Origin of the sequence: Streptomyces sp. NPDC102270 (genome assembly GCF_044766405.1) — a bacterium.
Taxonomy (GTDB): Bacteria; Actinomycetota; Actinomycetes; order Streptomycetales; family Streptomycetaceae; genus Streptomyces.
Genome location: NZ_JBIWLX010000024.1, coordinates 106401 through 131264 on the forward strand (window position 1 = coordinate 106401; position 24864 = coordinate 131264).

The following is a 24864-nucleotide window of genomic DNA, read 5'->3' on the forward strand; positions in this document are numbered from 1 at the left end:
AACGAGCGGGCCGGCCGGTGCGGATGGGGCACCGGCCGGCCCCTCTCGCGTTGCGCCCGCGCCCGATCACACCTCCGCGCCCACCAGTTCACCCTTCGCGATGGAGGCCAGCACCCGTGCCCCGCGATCGGGCCGGCTGTCGAGGCCGACCAGCAGCCCCGGCACCACGATGCTCGGCAGCAGATGGGCCCACATCACGGAGATCCGGTGCGCGAGATCCTCCCGCCCGCTCAGCGCCCGTGACATCAACTGCACCCCGGCGAACGCCCCCACCAGCAGATCCGCCGTGTCCCGCGGGTCCACCGTCGGCAGCAACTCGCCCTGTTCCCGGGCCGCTTGCAGTATCGCCACCAGATGCTCGCTCCACTGCCGGAACGGCCCTGTGTGATCGACACCGGGCGGCGCGCACTGGTCCACCGTCAGCCGCACGCTCCCCTTCAGAAGGGAGTTGGTCCGCAGCCGCTGCCCGAAGACGAACGTCATGTCGACGATCTCCTGCACCTTGCACGGATGCGGCGGAACCGCGCCCAGCGACAACTGCTCGTCGAGCACCGCCTGGGCCAGGGACTCCTTGGAGGAGAAGTGAAAGTACAGGGCCCCTTTGGTGACTTCGGCCCGTTCCAACACCATCGCGATGGTGCTCGCGGCGTACCCGTGTTCGTCGAAGACGGCGCCCGCGGCCTCCACGATCGTCCTGCGTGTCCTGATGGCGCGCTCCTGTCTCGCCATAAGAACCCCTCCCATGCGCCGAGTTCGGATCTGGTCCGGTCTCGATCAGGTCGCATTGAAAACAGACCGGAATCCCTCGTACTCTATCGCTCACCGGCACGGGAACCTCACCGTCCGTCATCGCTTCGGAGGAACGAGGGGGAAACATGCCAGAGTTACGGCAGTTCGCGCAGGCCCCGGCCGGGTCCGGGCTCCTGACGGCGACCGTACCCCGGGAGTTCGTGCACCGCGTGGCCGTCGCGGAGATCCTCCTCACCGGCTGGACCAGGACGGCCGCCGACCGGTTCACCATCACCGCCCAGTGGCCGCGCGCCCACCAGTTACACGTGTCCCCGGACCGCTCGGCGTACGAGCCCCTGTTGGTTGCAGAAACGGTCCGCCAGTGCGGGGCGCTGCTCGCCCACGCGGCGTACGAGGTCCCGCTCGGACACCAATTCGTCCTGCAGGAGCTGCTTGTCGACACCCGCCCGGAGCACCTGGCCGTCGGCGCCGCTCCCGCCGAACCCGTCATCGACGTCACCGTCGTGGAGCTCCGCCACCGCTCGGGCCGCCCGGCCGCACTGCGCTACGACGCCGTCGTACGCCTCGGCGGTGAACGGGTCGCGACCGGCCGTATCGCCGTGACCTGGACGAACGAGTCCGTCTACCGCCGCCTGCGCGGGGGGCGGACCGCCGACGTCGGTGGCCTGCGGCTGCCCCGGCCGCTGCCACCGCCGCTGCCCGCCGAGACGGTGGGGCGGGCGCTCGCCGCCGACGTCGTCCTCTCGCCCGGTAGCCGCCCCGGCCGCTGGCGACTGCGGGTCGATACCGCACATCCTGTTTTCTTCGACCACCCCCTGGACCACATCCCCGGCATGCTCCTCCTGGAGGCCGCCGGCCAGGCCGTACGGGCACACGGCGGGCACGAGCGCCGGGTGCCGGTGTCGTTCCACGCCACGTTCCACCAGTACGCGGAGCTCGACCGGCCGGTCTGGACACAACTGAGCGACGAGGCCGACGGCGACGTACAAGTGATCGCGCTGCAAGGGGAGTCGGTGGTCTTCGAGTGCCTGGTGAGTGCCGTCGCAGGGTGAGATATCGTCTACAGGGAGTGAGAAACAAACGGCATGACCCGTTCTTTTCCGTACCAGGAGTGTGCAGTCGATGCCGAGGCAGTTACGCGCTGAACAGACCCGAGCGACGATCATCACCGCCGCCGCCGATCTGTTCGACCGTCGCGGCTATGAATCGACCAGTCTCAGCGACATCGTCGCGCACGCCCATGTCACCAAAGGCGCGCTGTACTTCCACTTCGCGGCGAAGGACGATCTCGCGCACGCGATCATGGAGATCCAGTCGCGGGCGTCGCGGCAGCTGGCGGGGGACGTGGACGCCCGGGGGTACACCTCGCTGGAGGCGCTGGTCCGGATCACCTTCGGGATAGCCCGGTTGTCGGTGGAGGGGCCGTTGCTCCGGGCCGGACTTCGGCTCGCCACCGGGGGAGTCGAGGTGCGGCCGCCACTGCGGCATCCGTTCACGGAGTGGCTGGACCTGGCGACGGGGAAGCTGCTGGGGGCGGTCAAGGAGTCCGACCTTCACCCCGACACCGATGTGGACGCGGTCGCACACTCGCTCGTGTGTTTCTTCGTCGGCACCCGGGTGGTGGGGCGGCACCTGGAGCCGGTGGGACGGCAGCCGCGGCGGCTCGCGCAGATGTGGCACGTGATGATCCGGGGGCTGGTGCCGGTTCCGCGACGGGCGCGGTACCTGGCTCTGGTCAGTCAGCTGGAGCAGGAGAGCAGGGGCGGCTGAGCCGCATTTCGACGCGGCCCCGCCTCACCGAGGTGGTTACAGTCACCCGCATGTCTCCTTCCGCGGCCGTCATCCTCGGCAACGAACCCGGCTCCTTTCCGCACGGCGTGCTGGCCGAGCGGCATCCCGCGATCATCGGGCAGGTGCGGGAGGCCTTTCCCTACGGGCCCGAGCAGCACCGTGCGCTGGACGCGCTGCACGACAACTGCACCAAAGGAGTGATCGAACCGCTCCCCGGCGGGGCGTGGGCCGAATGGGGAATCGACGACCACGTCGGCAAGTCCTGGTTCGACGTGCCGTGGCTCTGGTCCGAGAGCTACTTCTACCGGCGGCTTCTCGATGCCGTCGGGTACTTCGGGGACGGGCCCTGGCGCGGCACCGACCCCTTCCGTCCCTCCAAGCTCGCCGAGCTCGGCTCCCGCGAGACCGACGAGGAGCTGGCGGCACTGGACGAACTCGCCGGCCTGCCCGTCGAGGAGCGGGGGACGGCCCTGTTGCACGGGTCGCTGTGGGGGAACCGGGCCGACCTCGGATTCCGGCTCTCCGACGGGGAGGCCGAGGGACGGGACGCCGTGCCCGACCTGGTCGCCGACGACAGCGACCGGCTCCGGTCGCTGCTCGACGGGGCCGGCACCCTCTGCCTGATCGCCGACAACGCCGGACGCGAGCTGATCCCCGACCTCCTGCTCGTGGCCCACCTCCTCGAACACGGCCGTATCGAACGGGCCGTACTGCACGTGAAGCCGCACCCCTACTACGTCTCCGACGCGACCACCGCCGACGTGGTCGACGCGCTGCGCCGGCTCGTACGGGCGCCGGGGGAGGCCGCGGTGTACGGGAAACGGCTGTGGGACGCCATGGCCGACGGGCGGCTCGAAGTCCGTGCGCACCCGTACTCCTGCGCTCCGCTGCCCTACGCGGAGATGCCCGACGACCTGCGTGCGGAGATCGCCGGGGCCGCGCTCACCATCCTCAAGGGAGACCTCAACTACCGGCGTCTGGTGGGCGACCGGTGGTGGGCGCCGACCACACCGTTCACCGACGTGACCGAGTACTTCCCGGGACCGGTCGCCGCCCTGCGCACGCTGAAGTCCGATGTGATCACCGGGCTCGACGCTCGCACGGAGAGCGCGCTGGTCGAGGCGGAGGGGCGGCGCTGGCGGACGAGCGGGACCCATGCGCTCATCCAGGTCCGTTCCTGAGGAGCGTTATGCTGCCGACCTGTACCGGTGGGCTGCCTCACGTCCCGCCGACGGGCAGCGAAAGAGGACGTCATTGACCCCGCGGTACCTGAGCAATCCTGGGGAGCCCGTCTACGACGTGGACGCGCGGCGCTATCTCGACGTCACGGACGCCCCCGACGAGGCCGACCTGCACGACGTGTTCACGGACATCTACCGCACCAACCGCTGGGGCTCCGACGAGACCCGCTCGGGACCGGGCTCCGAGCTGCAGCGCATGAAGCGGGTGATCGCCCGACTCGGCGCCCTCATCAAGGACTTGGGTGTCCGCTCGGTGCTGGACGCGCCGTGCGGCGACCTGAACTGGATGCGGCACGTCGAACTGCACGGCGCCTCCTACCTCGGCGGGGACGTCGTCGCGGAACTCGTCGCGGCCAACCGTGCCGAACACCCCGGCTCGGAGCGGGAGTTCCAGCTGCTCGACTTCACCGCCCAGCCCGTGCCCCGCGTCGATCTCATCGTGTGCCGGGACGCCCTCGTGCACTTCTCCTACCAGCATGTGGTGGAGGCGCTGACCCGGTTCCGGGAGAGCGGCTCGCGCTATCTGCTCACCACGACCTTCTCCCGGACGGCCGCCAACACCGACATCGTCACGGGCTGGTGGCGGCCGATCAACCTCCGCCTCGCCCCCTTCCGGCTGCCCGAACCGCTCCAGGTCATCGGCGACGACGAGTCAGACGACTTCTACGACGACAAGACCCTCTCCCTGTGGGACCTGGCGCAGATCCCGGCACACTTCCCGGGCTACGAGCCGGTGGCCGCCGAGTCGGGATCCCTGGGCGCCTGATCCTCGGACCGCAGGCCTACGAGGGCCTCCTGAGCGGCCAGCGTCCGTGGATGCCGTAACCCCAGGACCTCCCGGCAGGCATCCCGCACCTCCGTGAACTCCGCCTCGGCAGCCGTGAGTTCCCCCTTGAGGCAGAGCAGTCCTGCGAGGTTGTGCCGCACCGACAGGGTCCCCGGGTGCCGGGGCCCCAGCGTCTCCACGCAGTCAGCGAGCACTGTCCGGTACTCCGCCTCCGCCTGCTCGACGTGCCCACGCAGATGCAGGACGTGCGCGGCGCCGTGCCGCACGGACAGGGTGAGCAGATGCTGTTCGCCCAGGACGGTCCGCCGGGCCTCGTAGACCTCCCTGAACTCCTGTTCCGCCGCGGCGAGCCGGCCCTGGTCCTTGAGCAGGTCGGCGAGGTTGTGGCGGACCGCGAGCGTGCCCGGGTGGCGGGGGCCCAGGGTCTGCACGCAGTCCGCGAGCACCGTGCGGTACTCGGTCTCGGCCCGGTCGGTACGGCCCCGCAGGTGCAGGACGTGTGCGGCACCGTGCCGTACCGACAGGGTGAGCAGGTGGTGTTCGCCGAGCACCTCCCGGCGTGCCGCGTACACCTCCCTGAACTCGGCTTCGGCCGCCTCCAGTTGGCCCCGCTCCATCAGCAGGTCGGCCAGGTTGTGCCGGACCACCAGGGTGTGCGGGTGCATGTCGCCGAGCAGTCTGCGCCGGACCTCGAAGACCTCCCGGAACTCGGTCTCCGCGTCACCGGGCCAGCCCCGGTCGCGCAGTACGGTGGCCAGGCCGTGCCGTGCCGCCACGGTCTCGGGATGGTCCTCGCCGTAGGTGTCGGCGCGCAGCCCGAGCACGGTACGGAACTCGTGCTCGGCCTCGGCCAGCAGACCGCGGTCCCGCAGGACGTCGGCGAGGTCGTGGCGGACGGCGAGAGTGCCCGGGTGGCGCTCGCCCAGTACGTCCGCGCACACCTGGAGCGTCTCCCGCAGCTCCTGCTCGGCCTGGCGGAACATGCCCCGCTCGTGCAGCACTTGGGCGGTGTCGTGCCGGGCGGACAGCGTGTCGGGGTGGCGGTCGCCGAGCGCGTCGCGGTAGGCGTCGAGCAGCAGGCGGTGCTCCTCCTCGGCCTCCGCGAGCAGCCCGCGCTGCTGCGACATGCGGGCCACGCCCTTGCGCGCGGCCAGGGTCTGCGGGTCACGGTCGCCGAGCAGGGTGCGACGCGTCGCGTACACCGAGCGGTACTCGACCTCGGCCTCCGCCGGCCGGCCCCGGTCGCAGAGCAGCTCCGCGAGGGCGTACCGGGCGTCGGCGGTCTCACCGGAGCCGTCGCCGAACAGGGCCCGCGTGTCCTCCAGAACCGAACGCACCAGTGTCTCGGCGGCGGCGAGCCGGCCCCGCAACTGGAGCAAGTGGGCGGCCGCGGACCGTACTTCGAGCGCGTCGGGGTCCCGTGGACCGCACGCGAGCACCACCGGCTCGCACGCCCCGAGGACCTCCTCGGCCCGGTCGAGCCAGCCCCGCCGGATCAGATGCCGGGCCCCGGCCGCCGCCGCCCGCAGCGCCTTGGAGACCAGGTCGTCCTCAGCCTCGTACGGATCGCCGATCAGGGCCAGCGGGGCGTCGCAGTGCGGGAGCAGCAGCCGCCAGCGCGGCCAGTCGCGCGGGTCGTCCTCGCTGAGCTCGGCGGTGGCGCAGACGACCAGGTCGGCGACGACGGCCGCGTACTCCCTCATGTGCTCGGCGAGGTCCCGCTGGAGCCGGCCGGCGTCCCGGACCAGGGGGTGCATCAGCAGGGTCCGCGTGTGGTCGTCGCCGCCGCGCGGGGTGTGCAGTTCGACCAGACCGAAGTCGGCGAGCGAGGTGAGCGCGGTGAACAGCTCCTGCGGTGTGACACCGGGCAGCAGCGAGGAGTCCGCCAGCCGGTCGGGGCGCAACAGACCGACCAGTGGCACCGGGGCCTCGCCCAGACAGCACAACAGCCGCATCAGGGGCCGGGCCTGGACGATGCCCCGCCGCTCCAGCAGGTCCAGCGACAGCTCCCAGGTACCGGTCACCGGGACGGAGTAGTTGCTGCCCTGCTGCCCGGGCGGATGCTCGTCGAGGAGTTCGGCGAAACGCTCGTCTAGGGCCACGCGGTAGTCGGCGTACGTCCGCACGGTGGTGGTGCCCGGCCAGGCGGGGAACGCCGAGGCCGCCGCGAGATGCGAGCCCGCGATGCGCAGCGCCAGCGGCAGCCCGCCGAGCCGCCGGGTCAGCAGCCGGGCGTCCTCACGTGAACCGGCCCGCTCCCCGGCGAGGTCCCAGAGCACCTCGGTGGCGTCGGCCTCCTCCAGGGCGTCGACCGAGTGCAGCGTGGCCCAGGGTCCCCAGGTGGTCGGGCTGCTGTCCCGGCTGGTGATCAGCACCAGGCCGGGCAGTTCCGCGGCGGGCCGGATCCAGCCTCTGCCCTCCGCCAACCGGCCGTAGGGCGCCAGGTGTTCGGGCTCGTCGGCGTTGTCCACCACCAGCAGCCAGGGGTTCGGGGTGTCGCACAGCCGCCGCCACAGCAGGTCGGTCGCGCTGGAACGCCCCGACCAGGCACGGTCGATGAGATCCGCTGGGGTGCCGAGGGCGGCCACGACCTCGCGCATTCCCGCGCTCAGCGTGGCGGGGTTCTTCGCCGTCACCCACCACACGTCGACGTTCAGCGCGGCGGCGTAGGCGGCGATCTCCAGGGCGACCGTCGTCTTCCCGCTCCCGCCCATGCCGTGCAGCACCCGCACACCCGAAGTCGACTTGCCAACCAGCTGTTTGAGGGTGTCCAGCAGTGGCTCACGGCCGCGCACCCGGCGGTCGAGCCGGCCCAGCGGAGGCGCGACGGTCAGCGCGCCCGGGGCCCGGACGGGCTCCAGCGAGGACTGCGCCTGCTGGAACTGGATGAAGACCGGGCGCGCGAAACCGGAGAACTCCTGGACGAACTCGGCCAGCAGGCCGGACAGCGCGGGATCCCGGGCCAGCAGATCGCGCAGGGTGGTGTCCCACTCCTGCCGCTGCTCGCGCAGCATGATCTCCTGCCGGTCCGGCGGCGCCGCGTCGAGTGCCGCTCGCGCCCGGTCCAGCCGCTCGACGTCCTCCCGCCGCAGGAACCGCGCCATCCGCTGCCGGGCCGCATGCCAGGCGTCCGTGGTCATCAGTCCGACCATCGTGCCCGCGGCGGCTGCAGCGGTCTGGGTGAACAACTCTCCGCCGAACATCGAGGACCCCCTGTCGGCACACACCTCGACGGTTACGTCCGAACCCCTCTCCCGTCTTCAGGTTCTCATGTCACGGGCCCCCGCGGGGACTTGATCCCGCCGATGAAGTGCGAAAAACGAGCCGTCCGGGCGTCTCGCCGGCCGTCCCGGTGGCCGTTTCCGTGGCGCGGCGAGGGATGATCGGCGGCTGTGGCCTTGTTGGCCCAGGAGCACCACCCCCTGTCACCCCATCCCAAGGGAGTCGCACCGCATGCGTCTGGGAGTCGCACCGCACCGTCTGTGGCCCGCTCACGAGGACGAGCTCGACGGCGTTCTCGAAACCGCCCGAACTGCCGAGGAGTTGGGCTTCGACCACCTCATCGCGAGCAGCCATCTGCTGGCGGGCGCGGTGGGCGTGACCCCGGACCCGGTGGTCCTGCTGTCCGCCGTGGCCGGGGCGACCACCCGGATCGGGCTGGTGACCAGCGTCCTGATCCTGCCCCTGTACAACCCGGTCGTCGTCGCCCATCAGTCCGCCACGCTCGACCGGCTGTCCGGCGGCCGCTTCACGCTCGGAGTCGGCACCGGCTGGGACACCGCGGAGTTCGACGCCGCCGGGGTCCCCTTCGCCGGGCGGGGCCGCCGCGCCGACGAACAGCTGGACACCGTACGGAAGTTGTGGCGCGAGGAGACCGAGGTACGGCTCGGGGTGCGGCCGCGCACACCCGGTGGGCCGCCGGTGTGGGTCGGCGGCCACAGCGACGCGGCCCTGCGCCGGGCCCTGCGGTACGGCGACGCGTGGCACGGTTCCGGGATCGACGCGGCCGGACTCGCCGAGGTGCGGGGCCGGTTGGTCGAACTCGGGCAGGAGGCGGGGCGGGATCCGGCCACGCCGTTGGAGCTGACGGCGGGCCAGATCCTCGTACCCCCGGGCTTCGAGGCGGCCGTACGACCGCCCGGTCGGCGCCCGTTGGGCGGGGCGGATCCGTCCGCCGAGCGGGTGCGCGAGGAACTCCGGCAGCTGGCCGACGCCGGGCTCACCGCCTGCTCGCTGTGGCTGCCGGTCGCCACCGAGGCACTGCCCGACGCGCTCGGCTGGGTCGCCGATGAGGTTCTCTCGCATGTCGCCGAAGAGTGACGATTCGCCTGACCCTGGTGTAGTGGCCATGTAATGGGCGGTGGGACGGCCGGTCCGCAACCGGAGTGTTCAGAGTGGCCAGGGAGTTCAGGGCGCCTGAACGTCCCGCCGACCGTCCGAACGCCACACGTCCCGCCGAGAACTCCCGAGTTCCGTCCGGATTCACGCAATGGTGTGATCATGTGTGCCGCCACGGATGCCCGCCAAGAGCCATGGGTAGGGCCCGGCTCATGACGCAGCAGCCCTTCGAACTCCCGCACTTCTACATGCCGTATCCCGCGCGGCTGAACCCGCACCTCGACGAGGCCCGCGCCCATTCGACCGTGTGGGCGCGCGAGATGGGCATGCTGGAGGGGTCCGGGATCTGGGAGCAGTCCGACCTCGACGCGCACGACTACGGCCTGCTCTGCGCCTACACACACCCCGACTGCGACGGCCCCGCCCTCTCGCTCATCACCGACTGGTACGTGTGGGTGTTCTTCTTCGACGACCACTTCCTGGAGACCTTCAAGCGCACCCAGGACCGCGCCGGCGGCAAGGCCTACCTCGACCGGTTGCCGCTGTTCATGCCGATGGACCTGTCGACCCCGATGCCCGAGCCCGAGAACCCGGTCGAGGCCGGCCTCGCCGACCTGTGGACGCGGACCGTCCCGTCGATGTCCGCCGACTGGCGCCGTCGCTTCGCCGTCGCCACCGAGCACCTGCTCAACGAGTCGCTGTGGGAGCTGTCCAACATCAACGAGGGGCGGATCGCCAACCCCGTCGAGTACATCGAGATGCGCCGCAAGGTCGGCGGCGCCCCCTGGTCGGCCGGTCTGGTGGAGTACGCGACGGCCGAGGTCCCGGCGTCCGTCGCCGGGACACGACCCCTGCGGGTGCTGATGGAGACCTTCTCCGACGGCGTCCACCTGCGCAACGACCTGTTCTCCTACCAGCGCGAGGTCGAGGACGAGGGCGAGCTCAGCAACGGCGTGCTCGTCCTGGAGACCTTCTTCGGCTGCACCACCCAGGAGGCCGCCGACACCGTCAACGACGTCCTCACCTCCCGCCTCCACCAGTTCGAGCACACCGCCCTCACCGAGGTCCCCGCGATCGCCCTGGAGAACGGTCTGTCGCCGGGCGAGGTGACCGCGGTCGCCCGGTACACGCAGGGCCTCCAGGACTGGCAGTCCGGCGGCCACGAATGGCACATGCGCTCCAGCCGCTACATGAACGCCCGTGCCGACACCACCTCGCCCTGGCAGGCCCTGACCGGCCCCGGCACCTCGGCCGCCGACGTCGGCGCCCTGCTCGCCGCGGCCGGCGCCGAGCGGCTGCGCGCCCACAGGCATGTGCCGTTCCAGAAGGTCGGCCCGTCCCTGCTGCCCGACTTCTACATGCCGTTCCCGACCGAACTCAGCCCCCACCTGCCCGGCGCCCGCCCCCGCCTCGCCGAGTGGGCGCACCGCATGGGCATGCTCCAGGAGGGCGTCTGGGACGAGGACAAGCTCGCCGCGGCCGACCTCCCGCTGTGCTCCGCGGGCATCGACCCGGACGCGAGCCCGGAGGCCCTCGACCTCAGCTCGGACTGGCTGGCCTGGGGAACCTACGGCGACGACTACTACCCGCTCGTCTACGGCGGCCGGCGCGACCTCGCCGCCGCCCGCCTGACCACCCAGCGGCTGTCGGACTGCATGCCCCTCGACGGCGAGCAGGTCCTCGTCCCCGCCAACGCCATGGAGCGCGGCCTGATCGACCTGTGGGCCCGCACCACGGCCGAGATGACCCCCGACCAGCGACGCACCCTCAAGGACGCCGTGAACGTGATGACGGAGAGCTGGGTCTGGGAGCTGGCCAACCAGATCCAGCACCGCGTCCCCGATCCGGTCGACTACCTGGAGATGCGGCGCGCCACCTTCGGCGCCGACCTCACCATGAGCCTGTGCCGCATGGGCCACGGCCCCGCCGTCCCGCCGGAGATCTACCGCAGCGGCCCCGTGCGCTCCCTGGAGAACGCCGCCGTCGACTACGCGTGCCTGGTCAACGATGTCTTCTCCTACCAGAAGGAGATCGAGTACGAGGGCGAGGTCCACAACTCGATCCTCGTCGTGCAGAACTTCTTCGGCATCGACTACCCGACCGCGCTGCGCGTCGTCCACGACCTGATGACCCAGCGCATGCAGCAGTTCGAACATGTCGCCGCGCACGAACTGCCGGTGGTCTACGACGACTTCGGGCTCTCGGCGGAGGCACGCGAGGTCATGCGGGGCTATGTGACCGACCTCCAGCACTGGATGGCGGGCATCCTGAACTGGCACCGCACGGTCGACCGCTACAAGTCCGAACACCTGGCCGGCCGCACCCACGGCTTCCTCCCGGACCGCCCTCCGGCTCTCCCCTTGGCGGGCTGACAAGCGGGGCCCCGACCGCCTGGGACGTCCCACCACCTGGGACGTCCTGCCCGCTGGGGCTCTCCGACCGCCCGTGTACCCGCCGTCCGGCGGCCGCCCGTCCGAATCGGCCGCCGGCGCTCCCTTGGGGGGCTGACAACCGGGGCTGCTCGACCGCGTGGGACGTCCCTCCGCTGGGCTCTCCGACCGCCCGCGTGCCCACAGTCCGGCGGCCGCCCGTCCGAATCGGCCGCCGGCGCTCCCTTGGCGGGCTGACAACCGGGGCTGCTCGACCGCGTGGGACGTCCCTCCGCTGGCCTCTCCGACCGCCCGCGTGCCCACAGTCCGACGGCTGCCCCTCTGCCCGTCCGCCCGGCGTGACGATCGCAGGGGGCCTCACCGCCGCCGGACAGGGCCGGGTCCTGCTGCCCCGGTCGGCGGCCACCGGTGTACCGGGCACGGTCGCCGGCGGCGGACCTCGTCGACCTGCTGGTTTCGGCGGCTTCCCGCTCCTGACCACCCGTCAGTCTCACTCTTTCGTGGCTCGTCGCGGGCCCGTACGCCGGGTAGACACCAGCCGGTGGTGATCCAGCCGGAGGCGATCCATGGAACAGACTGCGTTGCGCCCCAAGCCGATGCCCGGTCGGGAGCCCGGCGGGGGCGGGAAGCCCGAGCCCGCCCGGCGCCCGCACGCCGCGCGCCGGCGCGGACGCCGGCTCACGACCCTGCTGTTCTGCGTGTTCGTCGCGGTCGTCCTGGTGTTGTCGGGGGTGGGACTCGGGACGGTCGCAGCCACGGTGATCGGCATGAGCAGACTGGCCGAACTCCAACGGCAGGCAGCACCTCACCAGGGCGGCCCGCCCGCCTGGGCGCACCCGGGCCCCTCCCCGTCGTCCGCGGCGCAGTCGACCGCCCCCTCGCCCGCACCCGCCGTCGCGACCCTCGGCGTGGAGGCCGTGGACGCCGAGAAGGCGGGCGCGCTGGTGGTCGGCGTCCACGTCCCGGGCCCGGGCTACGCGGCGGGCCTGGTCCGCGGCGACGTCCTCCTCGCCTTCGGCCGGACCCGCATCGACACGGCCGACGACCTCGCGCGCGCCGTCGCGGACGCCCGAGCCGGCCGAGAGATCGTACTGACGATCCGCCACCGCGGCGGCACCTACCAGCAGCTGACGGCCGTACCGGGAGTCGTCACATGAACTGCCGTCCCACGCCCCGGCACCAGGCGCGGCGCGGACGCCCGTGACCCGTCGTCCCCCGCCCCCGGCGTCACGGCACCACCCGGAAGTGCGTCGTCAGTCGTCCCTCGTCGTCCAGTACATGGAAGGCCAGACCCACCGGCGCCTCCCGGTCCGCGATCTGTTCGCCCTCCCAGGGCAGCCGTAGCGTCCAGGTCACCCCCGGCCCGACGACCAGCGGCCGCCCGGCGAACACCGTCGCCGCGGGCGTATGCGCGTGACCGGTGATCAGGCCGGCGATCTCGGGCCGCCGCTCCAGCAGCGCGGCCAGTCGGCCGGGCCCGGCCAGCTGGTAGGAGTCGGGCAGCGGGTGGTGCAGGGCCACCGGCGGATGATGGAAGGCCAGCAGCGCCGGAAGGCTCCCCTCCAGTGCGTCGAGCGTCGCCTCGATCCAGTCGTACGTCTCCTCGTCCAGGGCCCCTTCGTCGCTCCCCGGGATGCTGGAATCGCACATCAGTACCGCACCGCCGGTGAAGACCCGCACGCTGTTCACCGGCCCGTCGGCCACGGGCTCCCGCAGGAGGGCCTTGCGGTACGGGGCGCGGCTGTCGTGGTTGCCGGGGCAGGTGAGCACAGGGAACGGCGCGTCACCCTCGTGCAGTCCCAGGATCCGCGCGGCCTCCTCGTACTCCGCCTCGGCGCCGTGATCCGCGATGTCACCGGTCACCAGCAGGGCGTCCACCTGCCCCGGCAGCTGCCACAGTCGGTCACGCACCCGCTCGGCGCGCTCCGTCGCCCGTGCGGTCCCGTCGAGATGCAGATCACTGATGTGTGCGAGCACGAGCACGACGTAGCCCCCGTCTAATGGATGGAATTGATACAAACATTAGAAGCGATGCCCGATCAAGTCTCTTGAGTCCCTTCCGTCAGCCGGGGCGGAAACACTGGTCCGGATCCGGCCGCCGACGTCACGATGACCCCATGCCGACCACGCTCCTCGCCTTCCTGGGGGCCTGCACCCTCATCGCCGCGTCACTCGGGCCGAGCACCGTGCTGGTCATCAAGCAGTCGCTGCACAGCCGACGCTCCGGCTTCCTGACCGCGTCGTCGCCGCGCTGGGCCTGACCGCACTGCTGACGGCCTCCGAGATCGCCTACGACGTGATGCGGATCGCCGGTGCCGTCGTGCTCGTCGCCTTCGGCGGCCAGGCGCTGCGGCAGGCGCGGCGCGCCAAGGGGGCGGCCGACGACGGCGGCTGGGAGAGCACCGGCAGGACCGGCTGGGCCGCCTACCGCGCGGGACGGCTCCTCAACCTCGCCAACCCCAGGGCGGCCGTCTTCGCGATGTCCTTCCTGCCGCAGTTCGTACCCGAGGGCGCCCCGCACCTGTGGTTCGTCGGCCGGTTGCGGACCGTGCTGTCCCGCGCGGGCGGGCGCCGGCGACTGGAACAGGTCTCCGGGGGCGTCCTGCTGCTCCTCGGCGTCCGCATGGCCCCGGAGAGCTGACGTACGCACGGCGCCCCGTCCGGTCCGACCGAAGACACGGCGACCGAAAGACGTGCCGACCGGCTCGCGCACCCCTCGCCGTCCGGGCAGGATGCTGCCCAACGACCCTCACCCGCCCCAGGAGGCCCGGATGACCGGCACCGCAGCGCCCTTCGCCGCCGACGACTACAGGGCCCGTATGGAGCGCGCGGCACGGTCGGCCGCCGAGGCCGGGCTCGCCGGACTCCTCGTGGCCCCGGGACCGGACATGGTGTGGCTCACCGGCTACGCGCCCCCCGCCGTCACCGAGCGGCTCACCCTGCTGGTCCTCGCCCCCGGACAGGACCCCGTCCTCGTCGTGCCGACCCTGGAGGCACCGGACGCCGCCAAGGCCGTCGGCGCGAGCGCCCTGACCCTGCGGGACTGGACCGACGGCAAGGACCCCTACGCCGCCACCGCCGCCCTCCTGGACGCCGGCGGCCGGTTCGGCATCAGCGACAACGCCTGGGCCATGCACCTGCTGGGCCTTCAGAAGGCCCTGCCCGGCACGTCGTACGCCTCCCTCACCGAGGCCCTGCCGATGCTCCGCGCCGTCAAGGACGCGGCGGAACTGGAGCTGCTGGCTGCCGCGGGCGCGGCCGCCGACGCGACGTTCGAGGAGATCCGGAACGTTCCCTTCGGTGGCCGCAGGGAGTCGGAGGTGGCCGCCGACCTCGCCGATCTGCTGCGCCGCTTCGGTCACTCCCAGGTCGACTTCACCATCGTCGCCTCGGGACCCAACGGCGCCAACCCGCACCACGAGGTGGGGGACCGGGTCATCGAACGAGGCGACATGGTCGTCCTCGACTTCGGCGGCCTCAAGGACGGCTACGGCTCCGACACCTCCCGCACGGTCCACGTCGGCGAACCCACCGACGAGGAACGCCGGGTGCACGACCTCGTGCGCGCGGCACAGGAGGCGGGCTTCCGGGCGGTACGGCCCGGCGTGCCCTGCCAGGACGTCGACCGGGCCGCCCGCGCGGTCATCGCCGACGCCGGGTACGGCGAGTACTTCATCCACCGCACCGGGCACGGCATCGGCGTCACCACGCACGAACCGCCGTACATGATCGAGGGCGAGGAGCAGCCCCTCGTGGCGGGCATGTGCTTCTCCGTGGAGCCCGGCGTCTATCTGCCGGGCCGTTTCGGGGTACGCATCGAGGACATCGTCACGGTCACCGAGGACGGCGGCCGCAGGCTCAACGACACCACCCGCGAGATGGTCATAGTGGACTGACCGAGCCCCCAGGAGCCCCTCCACCCCTCGAGTGACTACGGCGCGACCATGACCCAGGCACCGACACCCACCGCGGACACGGTCCGCCGGCTGGTCCGTTCCCTGCTCCAGGACAGCACGCCCGACACGGGCGGACCCGAGATCCGGCGGGTCGACGAGGGCGGGCCGTCCACCTGGTGGGTCGGCACGCGGCATGTCCTGCGTCTCGCCGGCGACCGCGAGGCCTCCACCCGCAGCCGCCGTGAACTGCGCCTGCGCGACCTGGTCCGCCCGCACGTGCCGGTCGCGGTGCCGACCAGCGTGGCGCAGGGCGAGTGGGCGCCCGGGCTGGCCTACACGCTCGACACCAGGGTGCCCGGCGGTTCGGCGGAGGAGCACGACGTGTCCGCCGTCGGCGAGGCCGACCTGGCCGGCCTGCTCACCGGGCTGCGCGTGGTGCCGGTACGGCAGGCCGAGGCGCTCGGCGTCCCACGCGTCGCCCCGCGCTCCCTGGAGGCGCTGCGCCGGGAGGCCGGCCGGGCCGCAGAACGCCTCCGCGCGGCCGACGAGTTCGATCCGGCCCGGCTCCAGCAGCTCACCTCGCCGGCCGCGGTCCAGCTCGCCGCACAGCCGGGCGGCGCGGTCCTCGTGCATCACGCGCTGACCGGCGAACACCTCGTGATCAGCGCCGACGGCAGGGTGCGCGGCGTCCTGGACTGGACCGGGACGGTCGTCGGCGACCCCGCCGAGGACATCGCGGGTCTCGCCCTCGCCGTCGGCTCTCCCGCCGCCGTCCGCGCCGCCACCCTCGCCGGATACGGTGCCCGGCCCTGCCTGCGCGGCTTGTGGCTCGCCCGCTGCGACACCGTGATCCGCCTCGCCGCGGGCCTGGACGGGCGCACCACCCAGCCCCTGCCCCTGCTGCGCACCCGGCTGCGGCGGGCCTGGGAGGCGATCCTGCTCGAACGCGTCACCGAGCTACGGGACGAGGAGACGGACGACGCGGAGTTGTAGGCGGACGCTCCGCACGATCCTCGTTCGCCGGGACCGGCGTCGCCTCTGGTCGGACTGCGGGCCGGACCGTACCGGAGGAGCCCCATGGGGTCACGCCTGCAGCAGCACCACGCACGACTCCCCGGGCACATGCAGCACCCCGTCCGCGCCCGGCGCGTCCACCGGCTCCCAGGCCGCCAGGACGCGGGCCTCGCGGGGCCCCAGGGGGATGGCCGCCGGCGACTTCGCGAGGTTCACGGCCACCCGGACGTCCCCGCGGCGGAAGGCGAGCCAGCGCTGGTCCGCTTCGTAGGCGACCTTGGTGTCGGCGAGGTCGGGGTCGGTGAGGTCCGGCTGCTCGTGCCGCAGTGCGAGGAGCCTTCGGTACCAGGCGAGCACACGCGCGTGGGGCTCGCGGTCGAGCTCGGACCAGTCGAGGCAGGAGCGGTCACGGGTCGCCGGGTCCTGCGGGTCGGGCACGTCCTCCTCGGCCCAGCCGTGCTCCGCGAACTCCCGCCTCCTGCCCCGCCGTACGGCCTCGGCGAGCTCGGGATCGGTGTGGTCGGTGAAGAACTGCCAAGGCGTGCTCGCCGCCCATTCCTCACCCATGAACAGCATGGGCGTGAAGGGCGCGGTCAGCACGAGCGCCGCCGCACAGGCCACCAGACCGGGGGAGAGGGACGCCGCCAGCCGGTCGCCCTGGGCGCGGTTGCCGACCTGGTCGTGGGTCTGGGAGTAGCCGAGCAGCCGGTGCGCCGCCGCGCGGGTACGGTCCAGCGGACGCCCGTGGCTGCGGCCGCGGAAGCTGGAGTAGGTGCCGTCGTGGAAGTAGCCGCCGGTGAGGGTCTTGGCGAGCGAGGCCAGGGGCGCGCGGGCGAAGTCGGCGTAGTAGCCCTGGGACTCGCCGGTCAGCGCGGTGTGCAGGGCGTGATGGAAGTCGTCGTTCCACTGCGCGTGCAGCCCGAGACCGCCCTGGGCGCGGGGCGTGATGAGCCGTGGGTCGTTGAGGTCGGACTCGGCGACGAGGAACAGCGGCCGTCCCAGTTCGGCGCCCAGGTTGTCGACAACCGTCGACAGCTCCTCCAGGAAGTGGCACGCGCGCGTGTCGGCGAGCGCGTGCACCGCGTCCAGGCGCAGTCCGTCGATCCGGTAGTCCCGCAGCCAGGACAGCGCGCTGCCCAGCAGATAGGCGCGCACCTCGTCGGAGCCGGGGGCGTCCAGGTTGACCGCGGAGCCCCAGGGCGTGTGGTGCGTGTCCGTGAAGTACGGTCCGAAAGCGGGCAGATAGTTGCCCGACGGGCCCAGATGGTTGTGCACCACGTCCAGGACGACCCCGAGGCCCACCTCATGCGCCCGGTCGACGAAACGCTTCAGGGCCTCGGGACCGCCGTAGGGCTCGTGCACCGCCCACAGGGAGACGCCCTCGTAGCCCCAGCCGTGCCGTCCCGGGAAAGGACACAGCGGCATCAGCTCGACGTGCGTGACGCCGAGTTCGACGAGATGGCCGAGCCGGGCGGCGGCCGCGTCCAGGGTGCCCTCGGGTGTGTAGGTGCCCACGTGCAGCTCGTAGAGGACCGCTCCCGGCAGGGGACGGCCCGCCCACCGCGTACGCCAGGCGTACCGCTCGTGCTCGACGACCGCGCTGAGCCCGTCCGGGCCGTCCGGCTGACGGCGCGAGCGCGGGTCGGGCAGCACCGGGCCGTCGTCCAGCGCGAAGCCGTACCGGCTGCCGTCCCCGGCGTCCGCCTCGCCCCACCACCATCCCGAGCGCTCCGGATCGCGCTCCAACGCGCGCGTGGTGTCCTCGCAATGGAGCGTCACACGGTCGGCCTGCGGTGCCCACACCTCGAACTGCACGGACGGTCCCCTTCGTCTGCTCCCCGTGATGTAGCCCGTCCATGGTGCTTCAAACGCGATCAATCCGCCTTGAAATCTTCCCCATTGCGGCAGGTGTCGTCAGGTACGCACCGGTGGCGGCCGTTGTCTCGTTTTCTGGACACCCGGGGTTCGCTGCCCGACAATCACCAACGTGACGTCGTCCTTCGAGTTCAACACGTACCCCGCGCGCCTGTCCGACGCGGAGCGCGACAAGGTGCTGAAGGTGCTCCGTGACGGCGTCGCCATGGGCCGCCTGTCGCACGACACGTTCGTGCGCCGCATGGAACTGGCCCTCATCGCGCGCCGGTCCGACGAACTCGCGGTGCTCACCGCGGACCTGCCCCAGGAGAGCCGCGTCTCCCGGCTGGTGTTCGGCACCGTCGAGGCCGTCTCCGGCTTCACCGTGCGGCTGCGCAGGGCGTGGCAGGCCGAGCGCCTGCCCAAGCTGCTGCTGCCCCACCCGGGCAGCGGCCACGCGCTGCGCATAGGCCGCGACCCGGCGAACGGACTGCGACTGACCCACGAGACGGTCTCCCGCGTCCACGCCGAACTCAGCCGTCAGGGCGGCATGTGGGTCCTGCGCGACCTCGGCTCCACGAACGGCACCACGGTCAACGGACGACGGGTCATCGGCGCCGCCGTCGTCCGCGAGGGCGATCAGGTCGGGTTCGGCCGGATGGGCTTCCGGCTCGCGATCAACTGAGCCAAACCTCACCTCTGGCCTGGGCTTTACCTGCGGTCGTGGCCCGAAGCCCTTTCCGTCGCACGGTGTTGACGTACCCCTCAAGTCGTGACTGACTGTGCGTACACCGTGCACACCAGGTGAACCGACGGCACCACATTGTGGAGGTGTGCCCTGCCGCCCCTCCTCCGCTACCCGACCGTCGACGATCTCGGCGCACGGGCAGCAGCGTTCGTCGCCCGTCATCCCGCAGACGCCCGGCTGCGCCGCGCCGGCACCTCCCGCGCGGGCAACCCCCTGTGGCTGCTCTCCGTCGGCCGCGGCAGCCGCCACGCCCTCGTCGTCGCCGGCCCCCACGCCAACGAGCCCGTGGGCGGCGGCACCGTCCTCAGACTGGCCGAGCGCGTGCTGGCCGACCCCCGGCTCACCGTCGGGGCCGACGCCACCTGGAACCTGCTGCTCTGCCTCGACCCCGACGGCCTGCGCCGCAACGAGGGCTGGCTGCGCGGCCCGTACTCCCTCGGCCGCTACTTCCGCAACTTCTTCCGGCCCGGCTTCGGCGAACAGCCGGAGTGGCTGCCCGACGGCGCGGACGCCGCCGCACTGCCGGAGACCCGCACCCTCCTCGCCCTCCAGGACGAACTGCGGCCCTTCCTGCAGTGCTCCCTGCACGGGGTCGACGTCGGCGGCGGCTTCGTCGAACTCACCCGCGACCTGCCCGGCCTTGCCCGGCGCGTCGCCCACACCGCGGCCCGGCTGCGCATCCCGCGCGAGCTGGGACCGTACGACACCCTCTACTGGCCGTGTCTGGGGCCCGCCGTCTACCGCATCCCGCCGCCCCGCCGCGGCGACCTGGCCGCCGCCATCACCGAGGCCGCCGTCGAGTCGACGTGGTACCACCCGCACCGGCACGGCACCGTGACCGCGGTCGTCGAGGCGCCCATGTGGGGCGTGGCCGCCGTCGAGGACGGCAGCACACCCGCCGACGCGGCCGCCGTACTCCGCACCGTCAGCCACACGCTGCGCCGCGACGCACGGCTCCTGGAGGACGTCCTGGCGCGGATCCGCCCGCATGTCTCGGCCGCCCCGGACGCGGCCCGGCTGCTCGCCCCGGTCGAGGACTATTTACTGGTCGGCCCCGGACTCGCCGACGCCTGGGACCCCGACGTCACCGACGGCGGCCGCCCCCTGCCCCCGCTCAGCACCGGTCATCTGGCCGCGCTACGCATCGCCGGACGGCGCCTCGCCCTGCGCACGGCTGGGCTCCTGCACCAGCTCGTGACCCGCGCGGGCGCCGATCCGGCCGGCGCGCTGCCGGAACTCGACGGGCTCATCGACCTGTGGTGCGCCGACTACCGCGACGGCTGCGGCGCCCGCTGGATCCCGGTCCCGCGCCAGATCGAGTACCAGTCCCGGGTCGTGCTCGCCGCCTTCGACCTCGCCGTGCGGCACGCGCCCGCGTGTTCCCGTTCGGGTGAGCCGGGCTGGGGATCCGAGGCCGCCGTGCCGATGCATCGGGAATGACGCACACGAGCACACCGAAAGCGGTACGGCGAGCGGCACACCTGGGCCTGGCGACGGCAGCCGCCCTGCTCCTGGCCGCCGCGGCCCCCGCGACGGCCGGATCCTCCGCCGGCGGCGACCACCTCTACCTCATGGTGACCACGGGCGACGGCCGCTCCAGCGACACCCGCGGCACCCTCCTGCTGTGCGACCCGCCCCAGGGCCACGGCCGCGCCGCCGAGGCCTGCGCCCAACTGGACTCCGTCGGCGGGGACATCGCCTCTCTTCCGCCCGCGGACGTCTACTGCCCGATGCTCTACGCGCCAGTCGCCGTCCAGGCCCGCGGACAGTGGAACGGCCGACCGGTCGACTACCGCCAGACCTTCTCGAACGGTTGTGTGATGAGGGCCCGGACCGGGGCGGTCTTCGCACTCGAGAGCTGACGCCCACGCGTGCGGGGCGGGGCGGGGCGGTGCGGGGCGGGGCGGGGCGGGGCGGCTCAGTCCGCCCGCACGCGCGCGTGCAGCGCCACCGCCACGACCGTGCGGGCCTGATGCTCCACCTGGTGTTCCAACGGCACCCAGCGGGCCCCGAAGCGTTCCGCGAAGGAATCGCTCCACGCCTTGACGAGCCGTTCGAGACGCGGGGCCGCGCGGTCGTCGGCCTCCCGCAGGACCCGTAGCAGCATGGCCGCGGCCCGCAGGGGCAGCCGGCGGGAGAACGCGTCCACACTGCCGATGTACGCCTTCGAGTCGTCCGCGGGCCGGGTGTGGACCCAGTCCGCGGCCAGCCCCGGCACCAGCTCCAGACCCCAGGCGGCGGCCCGCAGCAGCGGACCGTCCACGCCCCCCAGACGCGGCCGCGCCTCCGCCAGCACCCGGTCCACCGCCCGCGACTCAGACAGCAGCCGGCCCGCCAGCCGCCGCATCGCCGCCGCCGGCGCCGGATGCGGGGCCGGATCGTCCACCTGGTCGCTCGCCCACATCGGTACCTCGACCACCGCGGTCAGACCGCCGTAGCGGTGCGCGTGGTGCCAGGTGCTGCGCCGCGCGTCGTCCGGCATGCTCGGGTACGCCGCCCCGGCGCCCGGTGCCGGCATCACATGCACCCCGGGCCCGGACGCCGGCCAGCCCGCCGCGTCCGAGGCGCCGGTCTCCACCGGGATGTGCAGCTCCGCCGCGGACTTGGCGAAGGGCTCGGCGACACCTGGGACGTCCTTCGTCAACTGCACCCAGCTGCCGCCCAGGTCGGTGCCGTGCAGGGTCACCTGGATGTAGGGCCGCAGTTCGTCGATCACCCCGGTCAGCGCGCGGGTTTCGGGCGGCAGCCGGTCCGGCGGCAGCATCGCCGGGGCCCACTCCGGCTGCTCCGGCCCGGCCGGCCGGAAGAAGCCGAGGTGGTAGTCGAAGAGGCTGAGCGGTGCCGGGGTGACGTGGAGGCTCGCCCCGTCGGGATCCGCGCACAGCAGGAAGTGCCAGGACGTGTCCGACGTCAACTCCTCCTCGGCCAGAACACGTCGGGCCACCGCCAGAGCCGCGGGGCCGCCGGCCGGTTCGTTGGAGTGGGCGCCCGCGACGACCAGGACGGCTCTGCGGGCCTGGCCGATCGACAGCACATGCAGGGGCCTGCCCGCGCGCGAGACACCCACCTGCCTCAGCCGGCAGACGCCGGGCCACTGTGCGGCCAACGCCCGCGCGGACCGGACCAGTTCGGTCACCGTGGGGTAGCGCAGCTCTGGCAGCAGACTCACCCCCAACACGTCCGACCGGCCTCGCAATCCGCAGTACCCCACGGTCTCGTTGAGCTGTCAAGCACGCCGTGGGGGAGCCTCCCGGGGGGCGCCCGGATGCACTTACCGGCAACCGGCACGGCCCATGGGCGCCAACGGCCCTGCCGGGGCTCCGCCACCCCCGGCAGCGGCTCGGACTCCCCCGCAGGCCGGGGTCGCGCGCGGCCTCACCCACCCCGCGCCCCGTCAATCCGTGGCGACCCGTTCCAGCAGTGCCACCGGCGACTCGCCCAGCAGCTCCGTCACGCGGGCGTGCCCGGAGAACTCCCGCTCGGCACCAGGACATCACGCCAGACGCCCTCCGGCAGCGGCCCGGACTCCCGCGCGGCTGCACTCGCCGCGCGCCCCGTCAATCCGTGGCGACCCGTTCCAGCAGTGCCACCGGCGACTCGCCCAGCAGCTCCGCCACGCGGGCGTGCCCGGAGAACTCGCGCTCCGGCACCAGCACGTCACGCCAGACGCCCGGCGGCAGCGGCAGCACCGTCTCCCGCCAGCCGCCCGCCTCCGCCAGCCGCAGCGACAGCCGGGTCACCGCGGTGACCACCTCCCCGGAGCGCGCGAACGCCACGCAGTGCGCCGCGGCGGGCCCCTCCGCGGCCAGCGGGGTGTACGTCGCGGCGTCGCCGAAGACGTCCGGCCGGCGTCGGCGCAGCCGCAGCGCGGCGGCCGTGAGCGCGCCCTTGTCACCGGCGTCCTGCGGCGGGAACCCCACGGCCCGCCGGTTGTCCGGGTCCACCAGCGCCAGGTACCTGCCCTCCGTGCCCTGGTACACATCCGGCACCCCGGGCATCGTCAGCTGCACCAGGGCCGTGCCCAGCTCGTTCGCCCGGATGTGCGGTTCGAGGCGGCTGCGCAGCGCGGCCACCTGCTCGCCCTGCGGCCCGCCCGGCCCGGCCGCGACGAAATCCGCCACCGCCTCCTCGTACGCCGGCTCCTGTTCCGTCCAGCTCGTGTACAGGCCCGCCTCGCGCACATGCTTCAGCAGCGCCTCCCGCACCCGTTCCGGGTCCGCGGGGCCGAGGCCGAACACCGTCTGCCAGGCCGCCCACGCCAGCTGTGCGTCCGGACCGCCGTCACCGGCACGGGTCACCTCGGCCAGCGTGTCCGCCCACCACTCGGGACACTCGGTGAGCACGGCCAGGGCCGCGCGCACATCGGCGCTGCGCTTGGTGTCGTGCGTCGACACCACGGTTCCCGTCAGCGGCCAGTCACGCTGCACGCGCGCGCAGTAGGCGTGGAACTCCTCGGGCGGGACGGCCGGGCTCCCGGGGTTCCCGCCCACCTCCGTCGCCGACAGCAGCGGCACATACCGGTAGAACGCCGTGTCCTCCACGGACTTGGCCCGCAGCGCCGACGCCGTCTGCGCGAACCGGGTGCGGAACTCCACCTGGTCCGGCCCGTCACCGGCCCGCCCCAGCACCAGATCCCGTACGACGTCGACGGCGCCCGCCTCCTCCGGGACCACGAAGGCGAGCCGGGCCCCGGCCGCGGCCTCCTCGGTGACGACGGAGGCGGCGTCCGAGGAGCCGTAGGGCCGGTAGACCTCCATCCGCACGAGCAGTTCCTGGAGCGCGGTGCGCAGCGCCCAGGGCGCTCGGTCGCGCAGCGCGGGCTCCGAGGACGTGGCACACACGCGTGCCGCCACCCGGGTCAGCCGGTCGGTCTCCGCGGCCAGCTCGTGCGTGATCACCTTGTACGCCGCCCGCCGGGCCGTCGCGGCCCAGTCGCCGCCGCGGTCGGTCTGCGGGGCCGCGAACCTCTGGTACTGCCCGAGGAGTTCCCCGAACCCCGCCGGGTCCGTGAACAGCCCGTCGATGTGCCGCAGCGCGTCGTACCCCGTCGTGCCCGCCACGGGCCAGGACGCCGGGAGCCGTTCCCCGTCCGCCAGGATCTTCTCCACGACCGTCCAGCGCCCGCCGGTCGCCTCGTGCAGCCGCCGGAGGTAGGCGCCGGGGTCGGCGAGGCCGTCGGGGTGGTCGACCCGCAGCCCGTCCACCACGCCCTCGTGCAGCAGCTGGAGGATCTTGGCGTGGGTGGCCTCGAACACCTCGGGGTCCTCGACCCGCACCCCGATCAGCTCCGAGATGCTGAAGAACCGCCGGTAGTTGAGCTCCGTACGGGCCAGCCGCCACCACACCGGGCGGTACCACTGCGCGTCCAGGAGCTGCGGCAGGGGGAGGTCCCCGGTGCCCTCGCGGAGCGGGAACACGTGGTCGTAGTAGCGCAGGACGTCGCCGTCCACCGTGAGGTTGCCGAGCTCCGCGCCGACCGGGTGCCCCAGCACCGGCAGCAGCACCTGCCCGCCCTGTGCCTCCCAGTCGATGTCGAACCAGCGCGCGTACGGCGACTTCGGGCCCTCCCGCAGCACCTCCCACAAGGCGCGGTTGTGGCGCGGGTTCATCGCCATGTGGTTCGGCACGATGTCCATCACCAGGCCGAGCCCGTGCTCCCGCGCGGTGCGCGACAGCGCGCGCAGCCCGTCCTCGCCACCCAGTTCCCCGCGCACGCGCGCGTGGTCCACGACGTCGTAGCCGTGCGTCGAACCCGGGACGGACTCCAGGACGGGGGACAGGTGCAGGTGCGAGACGCCCAGCGAGGCCAGATACGGCACGGCCGCCGCCGCGGCCGTGAACGGGAACTCGGGCTGCAGCTGCAGCCGGTACGTGGCCGTCGGCACCGACGGGTCGGGTCGCTCAGATGTCATGCAGACCTACGTACCCGCCCTGCCGCCTTTCGTGTCATCGCGTGGTCCATGTGTACGGAACACCGATGTCGGGACCCCGACGTCGGGACGGTCCCGTCCCGTCGCGACGGCGAAGGTCGCGACGGGACGGTGCCGTCCCGACG

The 24864-nt window shown here is 72.9% G+C and carries 18 protein-coding genes and 1 pseudogene; 13 read left to right on the top strand and 6 right to left on the bottom strand.

Annotation, left to right across the window (positions count from 1 at the left end):
* Positions 1-66: 66 nt before the first annotated feature.
* Positions 67-729 (bottom strand): ScbR family autoregulator-binding transcription factor, encoded by a 663-nt coding sequence (locus ACIRP7_RS39285; protein WP_403669801.1) that lies wholly within the window; start codon positions 727-729, stop codon positions 67-69.
* A gap of 146 nt (positions 730-875) precedes the next feature.
* Between ACIRP7_RS39285 and ACIRP7_RS39290 the strand changes: the two genes are divergently transcribed.
* From ACIRP7_RS39290 to ACIRP7_RS39305, 4 genes are all read left to right on the top strand, one after another.
* Complete coding sequence (locus tag ACIRP7_RS39290) at positions 876-1802, top strand: ScbA/BarX family gamma-butyrolactone biosynthesis protein (RefSeq protein ID WP_403669804.1); 927 nt, start codon at positions 876-878, stop codon at positions 1800-1802.
* Positions 1803-1872: 70 nt separating this feature from the next.
* Complete coding sequence (locus ACIRP7_RS39295) at positions 1873-2520, top strand: ScbR family autoregulator-binding transcription factor (RefSeq protein ID WP_403669807.1); 648 nt, start codon at positions 1873-1875, stop codon at positions 2518-2520.
* Positions 2521-2570: 50 nt separating this feature from the next.
* Positions 2571-3722 (top strand): damage-control phosphatase ARMT1 family protein, encoded by a 1152-nt coding sequence (locus tag ACIRP7_RS39300; RefSeq protein ID WP_403669810.1) that lies wholly within the window; start codon positions 2571-2573, stop codon positions 3720-3722.
* A gap of 73 nt (positions 3723-3795) precedes the next feature.
* Positions 3796-4548: a class I SAM-dependent methyltransferase gene (locus tag ACIRP7_RS39305; RefSeq protein WP_403669813.1), complete on the top strand. Its 753-nt coding sequence runs from the start codon at positions 3796-3798 to the stop codon at positions 4546-4548.
* Here the strand turns inward: ACIRP7_RS39305 and ACIRP7_RS39310 are convergent.
* Complete coding sequence (locus ACIRP7_RS39310) at positions 4506-7772, bottom strand: tetratricopeptide repeat protein (protein WP_403669816.1); 3267 nt, start codon at positions 7770-7772, stop codon at positions 4506-4508. The genes ACIRP7_RS39305 and ACIRP7_RS39310 overlap by 43 nt on opposite strands.
* A gap of 250 nt (positions 7773-8022) precedes the next feature.
* On the opposite strand from ACIRP7_RS39310, the gene ACIRP7_RS39315 reads away from it, so the two are divergent.
* The 3 genes from ACIRP7_RS39315 to ACIRP7_RS39325 all read left to right on the top strand — a co-directional run bounded on the left by ACIRP7_RS39315 (position 8023) and on the right by ACIRP7_RS39325 (position 12454).
* Positions 8023-8889, top strand: coding sequence for a TIGR03619 family F420-dependent LLM class oxidoreductase (locus ACIRP7_RS39315; protein ID WP_403669819.1), 867 nt, complete (start codon positions 8023-8025; stop codon positions 8887-8889).
* 230 nt (positions 8890-9119) lie between these two features.
* On the top strand, positions 9120-11279 hold the full coding sequence (gene cyc2 / locus ACIRP7_RS39320; RefSeq protein ID WP_403669822.1) for a germacradienol/geosmin synthase Cyc2: 2160 nt from the start codon (positions 9120-9122) through the stop codon (positions 11277-11279).
* A 584-nt stretch (positions 11280-11863) separates the two neighbouring features.
* Complete coding sequence (locus ACIRP7_RS39325; RefSeq protein ID WP_403669825.1) at positions 11864-12454, top strand: PDZ domain-containing protein; 591 nt, start codon at positions 11864-11866, stop codon at positions 12452-12454.
* A 70-nt stretch (positions 12455-12524) separates the two neighbouring features.
* Here the strand turns inward: ACIRP7_RS39325 and ACIRP7_RS39330 are convergent, their stop codons facing one another.
* A complete protein-coding gene (locus ACIRP7_RS39330; protein WP_403669828.1) occupies positions 12525-13280 on the bottom strand; it encodes a metallophosphoesterase in 756 nt (251 codons plus the stop codon).
* Between the two features lie 134 nt (positions 13281-13414).
* On the opposite strand from ACIRP7_RS39330, the pseudogene ACIRP7_RS39335 reads away from it, so the two are divergent.
* The 3 genes and pseudogenes from ACIRP7_RS39335 (at position 13415) to ACIRP7_RS39345 (ending at position 16186) form a co-directional block, all read left to right on the top strand.
* A pseudogene (locus tag ACIRP7_RS39335) lies at positions 13415-13938 on the top strand (LysE family translocator).
* A gap of 130 nt (positions 13939-14068) precedes the next feature.
* Positions 14069-15193, top strand: coding sequence for an aminopeptidase P family protein (locus tag ACIRP7_RS39340; protein WP_403669830.1), 1125 nt, complete (start codon positions 14069-14071; stop codon positions 15191-15193).
* 48 nt (positions 15194-15241) lie between these two features.
* Positions 15242-16186, top strand: a complete 945-nt coding sequence (locus ACIRP7_RS39345) for an aminoglycoside phosphotransferase family protein (RefSeq protein ID WP_403669833.1) — start codon at positions 15242-15244, stop codon at positions 16184-16186.
* 90 nt (positions 16187-16276) lie between these two features.
* On the opposite strand, the gene treZ is transcribed toward ACIRP7_RS39345, so the two are convergent.
* A complete protein-coding gene (treZ, locus tag ACIRP7_RS39350) occupies positions 16277-18022 on the bottom strand; it encodes a malto-oligosyltrehalose trehalohydrolase (protein ID WP_403669836.1) in 1746 nt (581 codons plus the stop codon).
* A 172-nt stretch (positions 18023-18194) separates the two neighbouring features.
* Between treZ and ACIRP7_RS39355 the strand changes: the two genes are divergently transcribed.
* The 3 genes from ACIRP7_RS39355 to ACIRP7_RS39365 all read left to right on the top strand — a co-directional run bounded on the left by ACIRP7_RS39355 (position 18195) and on the right by ACIRP7_RS39365 (position 20671).
* Positions 18195-18746, top strand: coding sequence for an FHA domain-containing protein (locus ACIRP7_RS39355; RefSeq protein ID WP_403669839.1), 552 nt, complete (start codon positions 18195-18197; stop codon positions 18744-18746).
* A gap of 138 nt (positions 18747-18884) precedes the next feature.
* The gene (locus ACIRP7_RS39360) at positions 18885-20249 is read left to right on the top strand and encodes a M14 family zinc carboxypeptidase (RefSeq protein WP_403669842.1); all 1365 of its coding nucleotides are present in this window, start codon (positions 18885-18887) and stop codon (positions 20247-20249) included.
* Positions 20246-20671: an SSI family serine proteinase inhibitor gene (locus ACIRP7_RS39365; protein ID WP_403669845.1), complete on the top strand. Its 426-nt coding sequence runs from the start codon at positions 20246-20248 to the stop codon at positions 20669-20671. The genes ACIRP7_RS39360 and ACIRP7_RS39365 overlap by 4 nt, the downstream gene beginning before the upstream one ends.
* Positions 20672-20727: 56 nt before the next feature.
* On the opposite strand, the gene ACIRP7_RS39370 is transcribed toward ACIRP7_RS39365, so the two are convergent.
* Both ACIRP7_RS39370 and treY read right to left on the bottom strand, forming a co-directional pair.
* On the bottom strand, positions 20728-21978 hold the full coding sequence (locus ACIRP7_RS39370) for a M14 family zinc carboxypeptidase (RefSeq protein WP_403669848.1): 1251 nt from the start codon (positions 21976-21978) through the stop codon (positions 20728-20730).
* Positions 21979-22366: 388 nt separating this feature from the next.
* A complete protein-coding gene (treY, locus tag ACIRP7_RS39375) occupies positions 22367-24721 on the bottom strand; it encodes a malto-oligosyltrehalose synthase (RefSeq protein ID WP_403669850.1) in 2355 nt (784 codons plus the stop codon).
* Between the last annotated feature and the right edge of the window lie 143 nt (positions 24722-24864).